The following is an 18,165-nucleotide window of genomic DNA, read 5'->3' on the forward strand; positions in this document are numbered from 1 at the left end:
GGTCTCCCGACCGACCGTGAGGAGCATGGGTGGCCACGCGCATGGCATCGACACCGCCGACGCTGGCGGGGTACAGCTATGTGCGTCCGCTCGGATCCGGCGGGTTCGCAGATGTCTTCCTCTACGAACAGGACATGCCGCGACGCGTCGCCGCTGTGAAGGTGCTGCTGGCGGATGCCGTGAACCGCGAGGTTCTCCGCACCTTCAACGTCGAGGCCGACATCTCCGCGCGGCTCAGCGCCCACCCCTCGATCGTCACCATCTATCAGGCGTCCATCTCTGCAGACGGTCGGCCGTACTTCGCGATGGAGTACTGCCCCGACACCATGAGCGCCCGGTACAAGAAGGCGCCGCTGGCGCTCGCCGAGGTGCTCGACACGGGCGTGCGCATGGCAGGCGCCCTCGAGACCGTGCACAGGGCCGGACTCCTGCATCGCGACATCAAGCCGTCCAACGTGCTCATCAACTCCCTCGGCGCCCCCGTGCTGGCCGACTTCGGCATCGCGGCCGCCGTGATCGACGAGGGCGACGGAGAGACCATCGCGATGTCGGTGCCGTGGAGCTCGCCGGAGGTGCTGCAGGAGCGCGTCTCCGGATCCGTCCCGAGCGAGATCTGGAGCCTCGGAGCCACCCTGTACACGCTCCTCGCGGGAAGAAGCCCGTTCGAACGCGCCGACCGAGGCTCCAACTCCCGCGACCAGCTCACCGAGCGCATCATCAAGGCGCGCTATACCGCGGTGCCGATACCCGGCATCCCGCCGATCATCGACGAGATCTTCGCGACCGCGATGCACCGTGATCCGGCCAGACGGTTCGCAAGCATGGCCGACTTCGCGGAACGCCTGCGCTGGGCGCAGTTCGAGCTGGGTCTGCACCCGACGGCCTTCGAGGCGGCGTCCGCTGAATGGGCCGCAGCAGCGCCCGTCAGCTTCTCCGACTCCAGCGCCCGCGGCCCGGTGATCACCACCGTCGCCCCCGACTCGCGACGTGCAGTGCGCGCCGCGAAGCAGCAGGCGATGCCGCGCGACCGCGACGAACTGCCCGCCGCGCGTGCGAAGACCCGCTCGCCCCTCGTCGCCGGCGTGATCGGCGCGTTGATCGGAGCAGCGGTCCTCGGTGGCGTCGGCGTCGGCGTGCTCTACCTGACCGGGGTCCTGTGATGGCCATCGGCGACCGCGCTCGCGCGGAGGCGAACCCCCGATCGCGCGGACGCCTGATCGCGGCCATCTCGGGTGTCGCCGCCCTGGCGGTGGTGCTCACGCTCGCCATCACGGCCCAGGGATACCAGTCGCAGGAGGTGCCCCGCCTCGAGTCGTCCGTCTGGGTCATGCGCGACAGCGGCCAGTACGCCCGCGTGAACACCGAGCTCGCCGAGATCGACACCGTGCGCAACGTCGACGATCCCGAGGCCGTCTGGCAGAGCGGCTCGGCGGCCGTCATCTACGCCCAGGGCAACAGGCAGCGGTGGGATCTCGACCCCGCGAATCCCGCCGACCTGCTCTCCGACGCGTCGGATGAAGGCACGCCGATCGCTTCCGAGCCGACGCCGGCGGGCACGCGGGAGATCCTGTCGGCCGGTGCCTATGTGGCGTATCGCACCGACACCGGCCAGGTATCGGTCACCACTCTCGAGGCGGGTGCCGCCACTGCTCTCGTCGACCCGTTCGCGGGCGTCGAGGTCGAGGAGGGCGAGGACCCTCCGACGTACACGGCGGATGCGATCGGGCTGTCGCCCGCGGGCCTGCTGGTGCTCTTCTCCGCAGACGAGGGCGCGATCCGCCGGTTCGACATCGACGAGCACCGCTTCCTCGGCGATCCCGAGTCCGTCTCGCAGGCTCCGGATGCCGCAGAGGGCCTCCTCGTCACGGTCGTGGGCGACCGCTGGGCGATGCTCCAGGCGGGCACCGGCGAGCTGTGGCTGCAGGGGCGCGACGAACCCGTGGAGCTGGACGTCGCTGAGGACGCGCGTCTCCAGGAGGGCGCTGAGTCGGGCGAGAACGTGTCGATCGCCGACTCCGACGGACTCGTGTCGGTCGATCTGGATTCCGGAGAGTCGGAGCGGGTCGCTGACGCGTCGGGCGTGCCGGCGACGCCGGTCGTCGTCGACGGCGAGGTCTATGCCGCCTGGCTCGACACGGGTGCGGGCACTCTGTGGGCAGGTGGCGAGACCGTTCCGCTGCGTGTTCCGGACGAGGCCCTCGACTCTTCGACGATCGAACCGGTCTTCCAGGAGAACGGCGATCGAGCGGTGCTGAGCGAGATCGGCACCGGACTCATCTGGACGGCCCCCGACGGCGTGCTCATCCCGCTCGAGCAGTGGGCGATCGAAGACGACACCGAGCAGCAGGAGGGCACGATCATCGTCGAGGACGTGGCCGAGCAGATGCCGCCCGTCGCCGTCGACGACGCATTCGGTGTCCGTGCGGGCGAGCAGGTGATCCTGCCGGTGCTCCTCAACGACCACGATCCGAACAAGAAGGACGTGCTGTCGATCGATCCCGAATCGGTCTCGGGCGGGCTCGGCGACCCGGCGTTCGGTGACCTGACTCTCGTCGCGAACGGGCAGTCGCTGGTGGTCGACGTCAAGGCGGGCTCGGGGCAGGCGAGCTTCACATATGCGGTCACCGACGGCGCCGCGGTGTCGGCTCCGGCGACCGTGACCCTGACCGTCGTCGATCCGGGAGCGAACTCCGCGCCCGTGTGGTGCGGAGTCGACGCCTGCCAGCAGGAGTGGCCGACGCCCCAGCTCCTTCCGGGCGGCAGCACGGTCGTCTCGGCGTTGTCGGGCTGGGTCGATCCCGAGGGCGATCCGTTCGTGCTCAGCGATGCCTACGAGACCGATTCCTCGTCGCCCGTCATGGTCGTGCCGATGGCCGACGGGCGGGTGGCCATCCGCCACACCGACCCGAACGCCGCAGATGCCGTGATCTCGGTCACCGTGGTGGTCGAGGACGTGCACGGCGCGACCGCCGAGAAGACCCTCGATGTGCAGGTCACAGGGAGCCCGGCTCTCGTCGCCTCGCCGGTCGCGCTGACGGCGCGTGTCGGGGAGCTCCAATCGGTGCGCATCTCAGATCATCTGTCCGGCGGCTCCGGTTCGTATCGTCTCGTCGACGCCGTGCAGACTGCGGCGACCGCGCAGGGACTCGAGGTCAACCCGAACGCGGCATCCGGCACCGTCGAGATGACGGTGGCCGAACCGGGGCAGTACGTCGTCACCTACACGGCTCAGGATGTCACCACCCAGGCCGAGCAGTCGGCCGTCATCCGCATCACCGCGGTCGACGGATCCGCGGGCCTCGCGATGGCACCGCTGACCGCGTTCGTCCGCGAGGGCGAGGACACGACGGTCGACGTCATCCGCGCCGTGCAGAACACCAGTGGTCGGGTGCTGATGCTGGCCGATGCGGTGAGCTCGACGCCGCAGCTCGGCGTGCGTGTGGTCGGCAACGAGAGCATCCGGGTGAACGGCACCACGGAGGACGGCGAGCCCGGGGTGATCGGCAAGGCCACCGTGACGATCGCCGACGGCACCGGCGCCGCAGTGCAGGGAACCGTCACGGTCTTCCTCACGCCGCCGTCGACGGTGACGCGTCCGATCGTCTTCCCCGATGCGATCACCGTGCGCGCAGGTTCGCTCACGCGTATCGCTGTCACGGCCAACGACGTGGCGCCGCGAGGGGAGCCCCTGGTCGTTCTCCCCGAGGTGACCGGCTCGGGCGAATCGGGTGAGCTCGTCTTCGCCGACCGCAACGCGCTGCGCTACCTCGCACCCACGACGCCCGGCACCTACCGTCTGTCGTACTCGGTGTCACTCGAGCGCAACCCCGCCCTCGCCGACAACGGTGTCGTGACGGTCACGGTCGTGCCTCCGGGCACCAACCGTGCCCCGACGCCGTCGACCCTGACCGGCCGAGTCCTCAGCGGTCAGACCGTGTCGCTGCCCGTGCCTTCGACCGGCATGGACAGCGATGGCGATCGAGTCGTGCTCGCGGGCGTCGACCAGCCCCAGAAGGGTGCGGGCACGGCGACGATCTCGGCCGACGGCGACGCGATCGTCTACCGGGCGCCCGCGGGCGGTGTCGACGGCGGTCAGGTGAGCTTCGGTTACACGGTGCGCGACCCGCAGGGCGAGCAGGGGACGGGCACCGTCCGCGTCGGCGTGCTCGACGCGGACATCGATGACGCGGCGCCCGTGACCTTCAGCGATTACGTGCGCGTCGAGGCCGGGTCGACGACACCGATCGTCCTCGACCCGCGTCTCAACGACCTCGATCCGGCGCAGAGCGAGCTCGAGATCACCGAACTCGTGCCGAACGCGCCACCGGTCAAGGGGAATCCGCTCTACGACCGCCTGAACGCGCTGATCGATCCCGACACCTCTCTCGAAGACGGCCGTGTCGTGCTGCGCGCGGGGGACACCGCCGGCACGAACTCCTACTTCTATACGGTCAGGTCCACTCGCACATCCAGCACGTCGCAGGGTCTCATCGTCGTGACCGTGACCGACGGTGCGGTCGCCGACCAGCCGAGCGTCGCCGACACGGTGCTCACTGCGCGCGATCGGGAGGAGCTCCCGGATCGCGGCATCGACGTCGTGACCGATCGTGTCAGCTGGCCCTCGGGTGACGCCTCCTCCCTCACCTTGAGCCTGTGGGGCGACCAGCCCGGGTTCACTGTTCAGGGGAACCGCATCGTGGGCGCCGCCCCTGAAGACGGCGCGCTCGTTCCGTTCCAGCTGAAGGGCGAGGGATCGGGCGGCAGAGCAGTGGTCGCCTACGGGTTCCTGCGCATACCCGCCTTCGACGACATGCAGGTCCAGCTCAAGCCCGCCTCGACTCCTGTCGTGGTCGACGAGGACGCCTCGGTCTCGTTCGATGCGGCCGACTACGTCGACCTGACCTCCTCAGATGCCCTCGAAGTGGGATCCGGGCAGTTCACCGCGCAGCGGGCGGCCGCGTCGTGCTCCGCCGAGGGTGCAGGCAGCGTGACGTATCGCGCCGGCCGTGAAGCGCCATGGTCGGACACCTGCCTGGTCCAGGTGCGGTTGCAGGGGCAGGAGCGCTGGTCGTTCATCGACGTGCCGATCAGCATCCGTCCTGCCGAGCCGCAGCTGCTGCTGTCGTCGATCTCGCACACGATCGCCCCCGGAACCACCGAGACGGTCGACATGTACGCGAACATGGCCGCGTGGGAGGGCGGACGTGAGGGTGACGCGGGATCCCTCGAGTACCGGATCGTCTATTCGGGCTCGGCCTTCATCGTCACCCGAAACGGGCCTCAGCTGACCATCGAGGCACGCGCAGACGCGCGACCCGGCAACGCCGAGAACGTCAGCGTCACGGTGCCCCAGTACGGCGAGCCGTCGGCATCCGTCCGCCTCGTCGTCGGAGCAGCGCCGCCGGATGCGCCGCGCGGCGCGACCTTCACGAAGCAGTGCATCGTGACGAACCCCAGCTGCACCATCGACGTCGTCGACGTCGCCGGGGAGTACGACCCGTTCGCCGGGAAGCCCGGATCGGGCCTCCGACTGATGTCCCTCGGCGGGGGCACACGATGCGATGTCGCGTCGATCTCGACCTCGGGAAGCAAGGCGATCACGGCGAGCTGGCCCGGCGGAGGGCAGGCACCGGGTGGACAGTGCATCATCCCCTTCGTCGTGCAGGATGCGCAGGGGCGCACCGGCACCGGAACCCTGACCCTCGATCTGCAGGGCTTCCCGCAGGCACCCGCCAGCGTCACGACGGTCGGATTCACCCGCTCGACCGTGGTGCTCGACGTGCCCCTCGGCGAGGCCGGTCGCGCGCACCCCGGCGTCACGGGGGTCGAGATCCTGCAGGACGGAGCGCCGGCGAACGCGTCGTGCAGCCCGGCGGCAGGTGCCTACCGGTGCACGGTGAACGGACTCGTCAACGGAGCGCCGCACGTCTTCACCGCGGCGGCCGTCAACGCGGTCGGCACATCGGCGGCGACGTCACCGCACACCAGCTGGGCGTACGCCGCCCCTGTGGTGTCGAAGGCGAACGCCACACCCGTCTATCGCCCCGGCAGCACGGAGCGCGGGCGCGGCATCGTCGCTCTCGCGGTCGATGCGTCGGACGACTCCCTCGCGTTCCGCATCGAGGAGACCGGGCAGGTCATCAACCGCACCGGCGCGACGACGACGGCCGACATCGCGCTGGCGCCGGGCCCGCAGAACATCACGATCGTCCCGATCAGCCAGTTCCAGCCGCCGACGGGCGATGGTGGAAACGAGGGCGGAGCCTTCCGCACGTCCGTCACCGCTGCGGGAACCGTCTACTTCGACCCCTCGGGAGCACGCGCGACCGCGACGTCGAACACCTCGATCGACGTCTCGGGAGTGGCTGCGCAGCCGAACGGCAGCGCCCTCGGCATCGACGTCGTGTACCTCGCCTGGCGATCGGGCAACGCGAGCTGCACCGCTGACGGCGACGGTCGTCTGCAGGTCTCGGGTGCGGAGGCGCAGTCCTCGTCGCCCACACTCACCAAGCTCGCCGAGTACTCGACCTACAACGTGAAGGCGTGCGCATCGAACGGCTTCGGCGTCGCCGAGTCGGCGACCACCCAGGTCTTCACGTTCACCTTCGTGGAAGGCCCGAAGGGCAACACGAGCTACACGATCGCCACCCAGCCGTCGGTCCAGGACAACCGCTATTCCTACCGGCTCGAGTCGGCGCCCGACATCGCCGTGCGAGACGGCTTCGTTCCGCAGTACTACATGTACGGGTCCTGGCGGTCGGACTTCCAGCTGAGCACCGACTCATCACCGTTGCCGGTCGGGGCGCGCTCCTGCCACGCGGTGCTGCGGGAGTACTGCTCCGATTCGGTCGAGATCTCGCCCCGGACGGCGCCGACGACGGTGGCGGTCGAGTTCCGCGAGTGCGTGCCCGCCAACCCGGATGACGCGTTCGTCGTCAGCCCTGCCGCCCGCGGGTCGTACTCCCTCGCCGTGACTCCGAGGATCGTCGACGGCATCTCCATGGTCGACATGAAGATCACGTGGACGGGCGCTTTCAGTTCGCTCAAGCCGATCACGCACCGCGTGACGCTGTGCACGCAACCGGAGCCGGAGCCGGAGGATCCGAAGGACTCCGACAAGCCCGCCGACCCCGCCGATCCTGCCGGATGAACCCGCCGCGATGACGACTCCCTCCTCCCCACCGCCCTGCACACCGCAGGTGCCAGAGACGAATACGGTTGCCCTATGCCTGCTCCCTCCGCTGCTCCCGTGACCATCGCCGCCGAACAGGCCGCCTGGTTCGCCGAGACGTTCTCGATCCTCACCGCCAACGTCGAACAGGCGATCCTCGGCAAGCGGCACGTGATCGAGCTCGTGCTCGCCGCGGCGGTCAGCGGCGGCCACGTGCTGCTCGAGGACTTCCCCGGCACAGGCAAGACGGCTCTCGCGCGGGCGATCGCGCAGACCGTGACGGGAACGAGCACCCGGATCCAGTTCACGCCCGACCTGCTCCCCGGCGATGTCACGGGCATCACCGTCTACGACCAGAAGGAGGGCGCCTTCGAGTTCCACGCCGGTCCCGTCTTCGCGAACATCGTGCTCGCCGACGAGATCAACCGGGCGAGCCCGAAGACGCAGTCGGCGCTGCTGGAGGTCATGGAAGAGGGCACGGTCACGGTCGACGGCGTCACGCGGCCGGTCGGATCGCCGTTCCTCGTGATGGCGACGCAGAACCCGATCGAGCAGGGCGGCACCTACCGTCTGCCCGAGGCGCAGCTCGACCGCTTCATGATCAAGACGTCGATCGGATACCCCGACGAAGCCGCGACCATGCGCATCCTCCAGGGAGCAGCCCAGCCGAAGCACGTGCTCGACGGCATCGTCGGCGTCGACACCATCCTCACGATGGCCGAGATGACCCGCGGCGTGTACGTGAACCCGCTGGTCTCCGACTACATCATGCGCATCGTCGATGCGACGCGTCGAGCGTCCGAGGTCCGCCTCGGTGCCAGTGTGCGAGGAGCCCTCGCCCTGTCACGTCTCGTGATGACGTGGGCTGCCAAGAACGGTCGCACCTTCGTCACCCCCGACGACGTCCGAGAGCTCGCCGTCGTCGCCCTCGCGCACCGCCTGGTGCTCGAGCCGGAGGCCGAGTTCGACGGCGTCACCGCGGTCGCCGTGGTGGGGCAGATCCTGCTCGACGTCGAGCCGCCCCGCGAGAACGGCACTGCGTGAGCTTCAGCACCGAGTCCCGTCTGACGCGCACCACGGCGGGCACCAGCACGTCGACGCGCACGTCGACGGTCACGCGCTACGACCGCACGCGCCGCGGCCCCGTCCGCGGCGCCGTCTTCGGCGTGCGTCGGGCCGCTCGCAGCACGGAGCGCGCAACCCGTGCGGCTGTCGCGTGGGTGCGTGAGACGGTCACATCCGCCGGGATGCTGGTCGTCGCGGCGCTGGTCCTGTGCGTCACCGCCGGGCTGCTGTTCGGCTGGGTCGAGGCGTGGGCGGTGGCGGCGATCGCGCTCGTGCTGCTGATCGCCTGCATCCCCTTCATCCTCGGCACCCACGACTATCGCATCGAGCTGACCCTCGACCGCGACCGCGTGGTCGCCGGTGCAGAGATCGGTGCGACGCTCGACGTGCGCAACAACAGCGAGCGTCTGTCGCTGCCCGGCATCGTCGACGTTCCCGTGGGGGAGGGGCTCGTCGAAGCGCACGTCCCCCTGTTGCGCCCCGCCGCCCACCATCGCGAGCAGCTGACGATCGCCGCGCACCGCCGCGGTGTCATCGACGTCGGCCCCATGACCATCACCCGCGGTGATCCGATCGGCATCCTGCGCCGTGAGCTGCGCTGGCCCGATGTCCAGCGCATCCACGTGCATCCGGTCACGGTGCGCCTGCCCAGCACCAGCGCCGGTCTCATCCGCGATCTCGAGGGCACGCCGAGTTCGACCCTCGTCGATGCCGACCTCTCGTTCCACGCGGTGCGCGAGTACGTCGTGGGCGATTCGCAGCGGCACGTGCACTGGAAGTCGACCGCCAAGACCGGCAAGCTCATGGTGCGTCAGTACGAGGAGTCGCGGCACGCTCGCATCGCCATCATCCTCGACCTCGACAGCGAGTCGTACGAGAGCGACGACGAGTTCGAGAACACGGTCAGCGCCGCCGCATCCCTCGCCCTGCAGGGTGTGCGCGACGGTCGTGACGTGCTCTTCTCGGTGAGCAACGAGATCCCCGAGCACAGCCGTGCCGAGTTGCTGTCGATACGCACTCTTCCCACGGTGACTCCCAAGGCCCTCCTCGATGCCACCTCGACCATCGATCCGGCCGACCGCGTGATGCGGCTCGAGGCGGTCGCCGCGCTCACCGCCCAGTCCTACCCCGACCTGTCGATCGGATTCCTGATGACGGGCTCGCGCATGCCGCTCGAGCGTCTGCGCCACGCCGCCATCACGCTGCCGGCGGCAGTCGAGGCGGTCGCGGTGCGCAGCGAACTCGGCGAGCAGCCCACCCTGCGCACGGCGCGCGAACTCGCCGTGATGACGCTGGGCGCACTCGGCGACCTTCCGCAGATGCTCGCCCGCGGAGCACTGCGATGAGCGCCGCGGGTCCGCGGCGCGGCGTCGCGAGGTCGCGCCGGACGTTCGCGCTCTCGGCTCTGACCCTCTGGTCTCTCGGATACGTGCTGGTCGGCATCGGTCTCGCCACGGCGACTGCATGGCCGGTGTACGAGTCCCCCCGGGCGCTGGCGGTCGGTCTGATCGGCGGCCTGCTGGGCATGGTCGTCGCCGTGCTGACCCGGCTGCTGCGGTGGGGGCTGCTGATCGGTGCGCTCGCGGTGACCGGCGTCTATCTGGTCGTCTCGGTTCCGCTCGCCATCCCATCGGCGCTCTCGTCGCTTCCCGCGTTCCTGGGCGGAATCCGCGACGCGGTGCTGGGGGTGGTGCTCGGCTGGAAGCAGATGCTGACGCTGAACCCGCCCCTCGGTGAGTACCAGGCGGTGCTCATCCCGCTCCTCGTGGTCATGCTGTTCGGTTCCTTCATCGCCACTCTGCTCGTGCTCGAAGGCGGACGTCGGGCGACCATAGCGGTTCCCGTCGTGACCGCGATGAGCGTCTTCGGCATCGCCTTCGGTGTGAGCGGCACGACGGCTCCGGTCTCAGTGCTCGGCGTCGCGCTTCCCGCTCCTCGGGAATGGCTGATCGGCGTCGCGCTCTTCGTGGTCTCTCTCGTCTGGCTGGTCGGACGCTCGCGGCTTCAGCGGGCACAGGCGCTGCGCACCGTCGCGGCGGCGAACATCTCGCGCCGGGCGACCCCGGTGTGGCTGACGATCCGTCGGCATCTCCTGTCGGCCGGTCTCGCGGTGATCGCCCTCGTCGCCGGTTTCGCGGTGGCGCCCGCCGCGGCCGGCTGGAGCGACCGCTCCGTTCTGCGCGACGAGGTCGAGCCGATGATCGTCGTGCAGCAGCAGGCGAGCCCCCTCAGCGCCTACCGGTCGTGGTTCGCCGGCAGCACTCTCGATGACACGGTCGTGCAGGTGGAGGGTGATCCTGGAGCGCTGGAGCGCCTCCGGCTCGTCACCCTCGACTCGTACGACGGCGAGGACTTCCACATCGCGCCGGACGACCGGTTCAGCCGGCTGCCCCGCAGTGCGATGCCCGGCGAGGGCCGCGTGTCGCTCGGGATCACGATCGGCGACGCCTATCGAGGCATCTGGGTCCCCTCGCCGGCCGGTCTCGCCGAGGCGCCGGACTTCTCGGGTGCGCGCGCCGAAGCGCTCGCCGACGGGTTCCACGTCAACTCGGGCGGCGACACGGCGATCACCGTGGCAGAGGCGCCCGGCGGGGGAGAAGGGCTCGTTCCGGGCGATCGCTACAGAGTGCTCGTGGACGCCCCGGCGAGCCCCGGCGACATCACCGCCGTGCAGGGCGGTGCCTCGAACCTCGACACCGACCTGTATCCCGCGCTCACCGAGTGGGCCGAGATGCAGGAGCAGCCCCGCACTGGGGCAGGGTATCTCGAGATCATCGACCGCCTGCGCTCCCGCGGTTACCTCAGCCACGCGCTGATCGACGATGAGGCGGCGGCGGGATGGATCGCCTCGTTGAAGGAGTCCGAGGGGTACGCTTTCGCACCCAGCTATGCGGGACACTCCGCGGCCCGCATCGAGGAGCTGTTCACCGACCTGCTCGAACAGGAGCGCAGGGCAGGCTCGGATGCCGCGCCCGAGCTGCTCGTGTCGGCGGTCGGCGACGATGAGCAGTTCTCAGTGGCAGCGGCGCTTCTCGCCGAGCACTGGGGGCTCGAGTCCCGAGTCGTGATCGGTGCGCGCCTTGCGGCCGCAGAAGAGGTGCCCGGCATTCCCGCCTGCACGGAGACCTGCACGGGCGCGAACATGAGCGCCTGGGTCGAGGTGAGAGGATCGGGCGGCGAGTGGATGCCGGTCGACACCACACCGCAGTACGCGATGCTTCCGAGTTCCATCACCGAGGGCGAGCAGCTGCCCGAGCATCCCACGGTGCCCGAGCAGCCCCGGTCGGAGGCGTTGGATCCGCCTCAGGCGCAGAGCGATTCCAACAATGACGCGCCTCCACTCGAGTCGCCGCAGTCAGAGGTGCTCGCCGTCCTGCTGCCGATCCTCCGCGCTGTGGGGCTCGGCATGCTCGCGCTGGCATTGCTCGCGCTGCCCTTCCTCGTGCTGCTGCTGGCCAAACGGCAGCGAGCCAGGGCCCGCCGAACCGCCGAAGATCCCGAGGTGCGTCTCGCCGGGGCGTGGGAGGAGCTGGTCGACGTGTACGCCGACCACGATGTGCCGATGGATGCCGAAGGCACCCGCATCCAGCGCGCACTCTCGACCGACCGAGAGGCAGCGGACCGCCTGGCAGAGATCGTCGATCGCGCCGTGTTCGCCGAGCATCCTCCGACGGACGAGGATGCGCGCGCCGCCTGGGAGATCGTCGACGCCGAGCGGACGGAGCTCGCAGCGGCAGGCAGATGGTGGCATCGCATCGTCATGCGCGTGCGACCGACGTCGTTCGTCGGTCGCATACGGGGCGCGAACGGTCGTGGATTCACGGCCGCCGTGCCTGTGCTCGCTACGCTCGGATTGACCTGGTCGCCCGGCGACCGGAAGAAGGGGAACTCATGATCGCGCCCGTGGATACCGGCTACGTCACGATGCTCGCCATCGTCGGCGGCGTCGGCGTGCTCATCGGCCTCGCCGTCTACGTCTGGTACGCGCTGGCGCTGTCGCGCCTCTTCCCGCGCATCGACGGAGAGGGGTGGAAGGGCTGGGTCCCCATCCTCAACGAGGCGGAGATCCTGGCGCGCGGCGGAGTGCCGGCGTGGTCGGTGGTGTTCTACTTCATCCCGATCGTGCAGCTGTACGGCATCTACCTCAAGGTCGTCGCGACCCACCGCATCAATCGGAGGTTCGGTCGCGGTGCGGGAATGACGGTGCTCGCGATCCTTCTACCTCCGGTCTGGGCGACGGTTCTCGCCTGGGGCGCCCCGCCGTATCCCGAGGGCGAACGGCTGGCCGCTCTGCAGCCCGGCCCGCGCCGAAGCTCGCAGCCCACGGCCACCCCGGCGAGGGACGCATCGGGATACACGATCCCGTCCCTGGCTCCGCATACCCAGAGCCAGCCTGACGCCCCCGCGCCCGTGTTCCCCGACTACGCCGCACCGAGCCGTCCGGCCGTGCAGCCCGACCGGACTGCGACCGCAGCCGCGGCGAGCGGTGGTCCCGCGGGTTCAGGGTGGGGCGCGCCTCCCGTCCCGGGCGCCCCGCCGGTTCCCGTCGCCGGACAGCCCCCGGTGCAGGGTGCGCCGGCGGCATCATTCGCTCCGCCGCAGCCGCCCGCCTCGTCCTTCGCGCAGCAGCCTCCTGCTCCTCAGCCTCCTGCTCCTCAGCCTGCGGCTCCTCAGCCTGCGGCTCCTCAGCCTGCGGCTCCTCAGGCGCCGGCTTTGCAGCCTCCTGCGCCGCCCGCGCCGGTGCGCGCACCTGAGCCCCCTGCGGTGGAGCAGCCACCCGCCGTGAACCCGCCGGCTCCGACCGAGGCGCACCCGACCACCGGCATCATGGCCGCAATGGGTGGCGCGCCTGTGGCTCCGGCGGCGCCGCAGCCACCCGCGCCGCCGGTGCCGGTATCCGACGACGTCGTGCCTCAGCAATCGGCACAGACGCCGGCGGCGGCCCCGGCATCCGCTCCCGTGCCCGAGTTCGAGCGGCCGGCGGAGAACCCGCCTGCCGCGGCTCCCGCCGAAGAGGCGCAGCGGATGGTGCGGCCCGCTCCGCCCTCGTTCCGAGATGGTGGCCTCTCGGATGAACAGCCGCAGGCGCCGGTGATCCGTCCTGTCCCGTCGTCCCCCGCGGCTGCGGGGACCACCGCGGATGTGCCTGCGGCCGCCGTGGTGCCCCCGGCCGATGCAGCGCCCGCACCCGCGGTCGAGGAACCCGTCCCGGCGCCCCTCGCGATGCCGTTCGGAGGCCTCGCGGCCGACGTCGACAAGACGGTCGTCACACCGCGTCCGACGCACGATGTCGACGAGGACCTCGACGCCACCGTCGTCGTCGCCCGCAAGCGCGGAGTCCGCCGATCGCTCGTGCTCGATGACGGACGGAAGTTCTCGCTGTCCGGCGCCAGCGTCGTGATCGGCCGCAATCCGATCGGCGAGCCGGGCGAGCAGCGACTCGCCATCTCCGATACGACCCGCACGCTGTCGAAGACGCACGCTCGTCTCGTCGTGCACGACGACGAGTGGCGTCTCACCGATCTGCACGCCACGAACGGCGTCGTCGTGGTCGAGGAGAACGGCACCGAGACCCTGCTCGATCCCGGAGAGAGCGTCACCGGCAACGGCCGCTTCATCCTCGGTGAAGTGGGGATGCATGTGATCGCGGAGCGCGATTCATGACGCTCTCCTCGGTCGTCCTCAGCGTCGCGTCACTCACCGACACCGGTCTCACGCGCTCGGCGAATGAGGACTCGGTGCTGGTGGCGTCTCCGGTCTTCCTCGTCGCGGACGGCATGGGCGGGCATGAGGCGGGGGATCGTGCGAGCGCTGCGGTGGTGGAGGCGTTCGAGCCGCTTCGCGGGGCGACGGTCGACGTCGCCGACATCGGACAGGCATTGAGTCGCGCTTCGGCTGTGGTCGATGACATCTCCGCCGAGCACAAGCGCGGCGCAGGAAGCACCGTGACCGGTGTCGCTCTCGTCGATCACGACGGCGTGCCGCACTGGCTCGTCTTCAACGTCGGCGATTCCCGTGTCTACCGGCACCACGGCAACGAGCTGACACAGCTGACGATCGATCATTCGCTGGGGCAGGAACTGGTGGATGCCGGTGAGCTCCGCGCCGAGGATCTCTCGACGTTCTCGCAGCGCAACGTCATCACGAGGGCGATCGGTGCTCCCGACAGCACCGCGGACAGCTGGCTGCTGCCCGTGGTCGACGGCGAGCGACTGCTGATCTGCTCCGACGGCCTGAGCGGCGAGGTGAGCGACGAGGCGATCCGAGCGACCCTGACGATGAACGGGCGGCCGGAGACCGCGGCAGCGGCTCTCGTGAGCCGGGCGCTCAAAGCGGGTGGTCGCGACAACGTGTCGGTCGTCGTGATCGACGTGATCTCGGGAGGCGCGAACGGGCACTCGGACGACCTCACTGCGGGCCGCGATGCCGCATCCGCCTCGCTGACCGATTCGATGCTCGAGGGCACGACGATCCCGGTTCGAGCCAGATGACGGACGACGAGACCGAGGTCGAAGAGACCGTCATGCTGACCAGACGCGATCGGCGCCGGGGGAGACCGGTCGCCGAGTCCGGCGAAGTCGCCGAGTCTGCTGAGCCCGCCGAGTCTGCCGAGCCCGCTGAGCCCGTCGAGCCTGCCGAGCCCGCCGAAGTCGCCGAACCCGCTGAGCCAGCGGATGACGTGGACGAGGCGACGGTCGTCGTCGACCGGAGACCCGCGGAGGCTGAGGAGCCAGGTGCCGATCGGGAGGACGACCCTGTCGACGAGTCGACGATGCTCGTCTCCCGGACGCCGCGTCGTGTGCGACGCAAGAGATCGGAACAGCCCGCCGACAGCGACGACTCTGCCGACCGCGCAGAGGCTGACGTGCCCGCCTCGTTCGAGGCGCCGACGGATGCGCCGGCACCGGAGATCTACCGGCCGCGTCCGGCCCCGCTCGGCCCTTCTGCCCCGCCCGTCGTGATCGGCGCCGCGGCGCCCACGCGCACGGTGGACCCGGATCTCCCGTCGGTCGCGAAGCAGGGACTGCGCTGGAGCCGGGCGGCCCTCATCACGTTCGCAGCAGCCTGCGTCGTCTCCGTCGCGGGTCTGGTGGGTCTGGGCTTCTTCGTCTTCGGGTGACGCCCTCACCCTGACGGAGCCGTGCTCAGCGTCCGCGCACTCCCACCGGCCGTCGGGCCGCCTGGATGCCCTGAAGCGGCCGCGCCGTGTCGCTGCGGACCATCGCGCCGCGCGTCTCAGTGAAACGTGCTCGGGTCACCCGATGCCGGACCGGGGATGTTGAGCAGTCCGCCTTCGCGTTCGACCTCGACCGGATCCACGACCGGCTGCTCTCTGCGGCGACGCAGCACGATGAGGATGCCGAGCACACCGAGCAGAGTCGCTCCGCCGATCGCGGTGAACAGCGCGGCCTCCCGTGTGAGCAGGAACGGCGACGCTCCGTGGTCGGGGTCGGCGGTGGCTGCGGGCGGTCGCACGGCGCTCTCCGAGGTGTCGAAGTATGGGCTCACGGGCCCGCGCGTCGTCTCATCCGGGAGCAGCTCGATGGCGGCGAGCGGCTGGATGAAGCCCCAGCCGTCGATGTCGTCCCGATTGTCGGCGTCGGTTCGCAGCGCGGTGGCGGTGAGCCGATACGCCCAGCCGGCGGGCGGATCCTCGGGGTGCGCTTGCGCCACCAGTGCGGCGGCCGCGCTCGCGTATCCGGTCGCGAAGCTCGAGGCAGGGGCATCGGCGGCGAAGACGCAGTCGCCCCCGCCGACCGCGGCGCTCAGCACCGTGCTTCCGGGGGCTGTCACGCCGACCTGGGGGCCGTGGATCGAGTCATCGGTCGCGCGTCCGGTGGCGTCGGCCGCGCTGACCCCGAGAACCTGCTCATAGGCCGCGGGGTAGCGAGCGCCGTCTTCCGCGTCCGGATCTGACGCCCTGTTCCCGGCGCTCGCCACGACCAGGGCGCCGACGGCGGACGCGTGTTCGACCGCCGCCCGGAGATCGGGGGAGTCGGCTGTCTGCGAGATCGAGACGTTGATGATGTCCGCGCCGTTGTCGGCCGCCCAGTGGATGCCGTCCGCGATGCGCTGCGAGGTGGGCCCGTACCCCTTGTCCTTGTCCTGCTGCTGCTCGCTGCGGAACACTCGCACGGAGAGCAGCCGGGCGTCGGGCGCGAGTCCGACGACGCCGGAGTCCGCGACCGGCTGTGCGGCGATCTGCCCGGCGATCGCCGTGCCATGCCCGGTCGTGTCGGTCAGACCGTCAGCCCGCTCGCCGTCTCCGACGAGATCGACACCGCCGATCACGGCTCCGGCGAGATGCGGATTGCCGGCATCGATGCCCGAGTCGACGACGGCGACGACGACCCCTCGGCCCGTGGCGACGCGGTGGGCCTCGTCAGCACCGAGCAGTGCGAGGGCGGGTGGGACCTCGGGCGTGAACACCACGTTGCCGGGTGTGCAGGCATCGCCGGACGTCGCCATCGATGCGATCGACGTCGGGACGGCGGGCGATGCCAGAGCGGATGCCGGTACGCCCAGCAGCGTGGCGCCGAGGACGACGGCCGTGAGAGCGGCTGTGCGGCCGCGCATCAGTCGGTCCCCGAGCCGGGCGACTCTCTCGCAGCATCGGAGGTCAGCGCGGGGCCGGCGGCGAAGAACTCGATCCACGCGTCCGACACCTGTCCGACGTCATCGGGGGAGTACCCGAGCTGAGCGATGGGGCCGCTTGCGGACTCCTCGGCGTTCTGCGCTGCTGCAGCACCGGGGATCGCGAACGCGGTGCCGGATTCGTCGATGAGCACGGCCAGACCCGCCGCGTCCTCGGACCCACCCGTGACCTCGACGAGGGCGCCGCCACCGACCTTCACATCGACGCCGGAGCGCTGCTCGGGCAACTCGGTGGTCGTCGCCGCGAGCACCGTGTGCGCGTCATCGGTGAGCATCGCGCAGGGCGTCTCGCCGGCGGCGAGCGTGGTCAACGGCAGCGTCGGCCAGTCCTCGCCCCCGATGTACGGGCGGGTCTCCACGTCGGCGACCTCGGCGGGGGAGACCTCCTGCTGAGCACCGACCTCCTGGCCGCTGCCGAGGAGGTAGAGCTGATATGCGAGGGGACTGAGCCTGGCGAGCTCGCCGGTGCCGAGCGCCACGTAGCGCTCGTCGGCAGGGCTGCCCTGGGTGTGCACGATCGTGCCGGCTCTCAGATCCGTTCCGGGCACCGATGCGCCGATGCCGTTGATGCGGATCGGCTCGAGCTCGTCACCGGACTCGAAGAGGTTGAGCCATCGTCCGTCGACCTCGAGGACGTCGCTGGTGCCGAGTCCGACGGCGCGGAGCACGGCGTTGGCATCGTCGGCGGGCACTGCGTGGCGTTTGCCGTCTGCGATCACGAACAGCTCGTCGCCGCGCTGGACGACGGCACCGGTTCCCGTCGACACCTCGGCGATCGGCGCGCTCGACAGTGACACGGCGGCGCCGGCCGTGTCGTCGATGCACGCTGTCCAGGAGGAGTTGATCAGCGCCGCGGGCGCGGGCAGATCATCGGGCGCACCGAGGATGCCGATCGAGGGGCCGACCGGGATCCCGTCGAGCGCCGCCTGATCCGTGCGCACCACCTTGAACTCTCCGGCGGGGATCAGAAGCCGCGCGCTGGCCGTGTTGATCACCGGGTACAGCGTGCCCTCGACGGAGACGTAGCGGGCACCGGTGTCGGTGGCGACGATCAGGCGGTTGTTCTGCCAGTCGCCGGGGAGCCCGGGCTGCATGATTCCCCAGAACACCCCGACGAGGATCACGCCGACCGTGAGTGCGACTCCGGCGACGACCGCGCGCAGGGGCTTCGCGGGGTCGAGCTCTTTGCCCCCGGGGGCTCCGCCGGTGAACGCCGAGAGCAGGCGGCGCCTGCTGAAGCCCTGGGCCTCGATCAGATCCTTCTTGGTCGCCAT

At 70.3% G+C, this 18,165-nt stretch carries 10 protein-coding genes; 8 read left to right on the forward strand and 2 right to left on the reverse strand.

Going from position 1 to position 18,165, the window contains the following annotated elements; translation table 11 throughout:
- Positions 1 to 29 precede the first annotated feature (29 nt).
- From ASE34_RS03640 to ASE34_RS03675, 8 genes are all read left to right on the forward strand, one after another.
- Entirely contained in the window at positions 30 to 1,160 is a 1,131-nt protein-coding gene (locus ASE34_RS03640) for a serine/threonine-protein kinase (protein WP_230100873.1), read from the forward strand.
- Positions 1,160 to 7,150, forward strand: coding sequence for an Ig-like domain-containing protein (locus ASE34_RS03645; protein ID WP_056276619.1), 5,991 nt, complete (start codon positions 1,160 to 1,162; stop codon positions 7,148 to 7,150). The genes ASE34_RS03640 and ASE34_RS03645 overlap by 1 nt, the downstream gene beginning before the upstream one ends.
- 99 nt (positions 7,151 to 7,249) lie before the next feature.
- Positions 7,250 to 8,215 (forward strand): AAA family ATPase, encoded by a 966-nt coding sequence (locus tag ASE34_RS03650; RefSeq protein ID WP_053099368.1) that lies wholly within the window; start codon positions 7,250 to 7,252, stop codon positions 8,213 to 8,215.
- Positions 8,212 to 9,582, forward strand: coding sequence for a DUF58 domain-containing protein (locus ASE34_RS03655; RefSeq protein ID WP_053098662.1), 1,371 nt, complete (start codon positions 8,212 to 8,214; stop codon positions 9,580 to 9,582). The genes ASE34_RS03650 and ASE34_RS03655 overlap by 4 nt, the downstream gene beginning before the upstream one ends.
- Positions 9,579 to 12,131 (forward strand): transglutaminase domain-containing protein, encoded by a 2,553-nt coding sequence (locus tag ASE34_RS03660; protein ID WP_056276624.1) that lies wholly within the window; start codon positions 9,579 to 9,581, stop codon positions 12,129 to 12,131. The genes ASE34_RS03655 and ASE34_RS03660 overlap by 4 nt, the downstream gene beginning before the upstream one ends.
- Positions 12,128 to 13,900 (forward strand): DUF5684 domain-containing protein, encoded by a 1,773-nt coding sequence (locus ASE34_RS18260; protein ID WP_056276628.1) that lies wholly within the window; start codon positions 12,128 to 12,130, stop codon positions 13,898 to 13,900. The genes ASE34_RS03660 and ASE34_RS18260 overlap by 4 nt, the downstream gene beginning before the upstream one ends.
- Positions 13,897 to 14,727 carry a PP2C family protein-serine/threonine phosphatase gene (locus ASE34_RS03670; protein WP_056276631.1) on the forward strand — a complete coding sequence of 277 codons (831 nt, stop codon included), beginning with the start codon at positions 13,897 to 13,899 and terminating at the stop codon, positions 14,725 to 14,727. Before ASE34_RS18260 ends, ASE34_RS03670 begins: the two co-directional genes overlap by 4 nt.
- Positions 14,724 to 15,356 (forward strand): hypothetical protein, encoded by a 633-nt coding sequence (locus ASE34_RS03675; RefSeq protein ID WP_056276634.1) that lies wholly within the window; start codon positions 14,724 to 14,726, stop codon positions 15,354 to 15,356. Before ASE34_RS03670 ends, ASE34_RS03675 begins: the two co-directional genes overlap by 4 nt.
- 116 nt (positions 15,357 to 15,472) lie before the next feature.
- Here the strand turns inward: ASE34_RS03675 and ASE34_RS03680 are convergent, their stop codons facing one another.
- Both ASE34_RS03680 and eccB read right to left on the reverse strand, forming a co-directional pair.
- On the reverse strand, positions 15,473 to 16,813 hold the full coding sequence (locus ASE34_RS03680; protein ID WP_056276636.1) for a S8 family serine peptidase: 1,341 nt from the start codon (positions 16,811 to 16,813) through the stop codon (positions 15,473 to 15,475).
- A complete protein-coding gene (gene eccB, locus ASE34_RS03685) occupies positions 16,813 to 18,165 on the reverse strand; it encodes a type VII secretion protein EccB (protein ID WP_056276640.1) in 1,353 nt (450 codons plus the stop codon). The genes ASE34_RS03680 and eccB overlap by 1 nt, the downstream gene beginning before the upstream one ends.

It is taken from the genome of Microbacterium sp. Root280D1 (assembly GCF_001428975.1).
Taxonomy (GTDB): Bacteria; Actinomycetota; Actinomycetes; order Actinomycetales; family Microbacteriaceae; genus Microbacterium.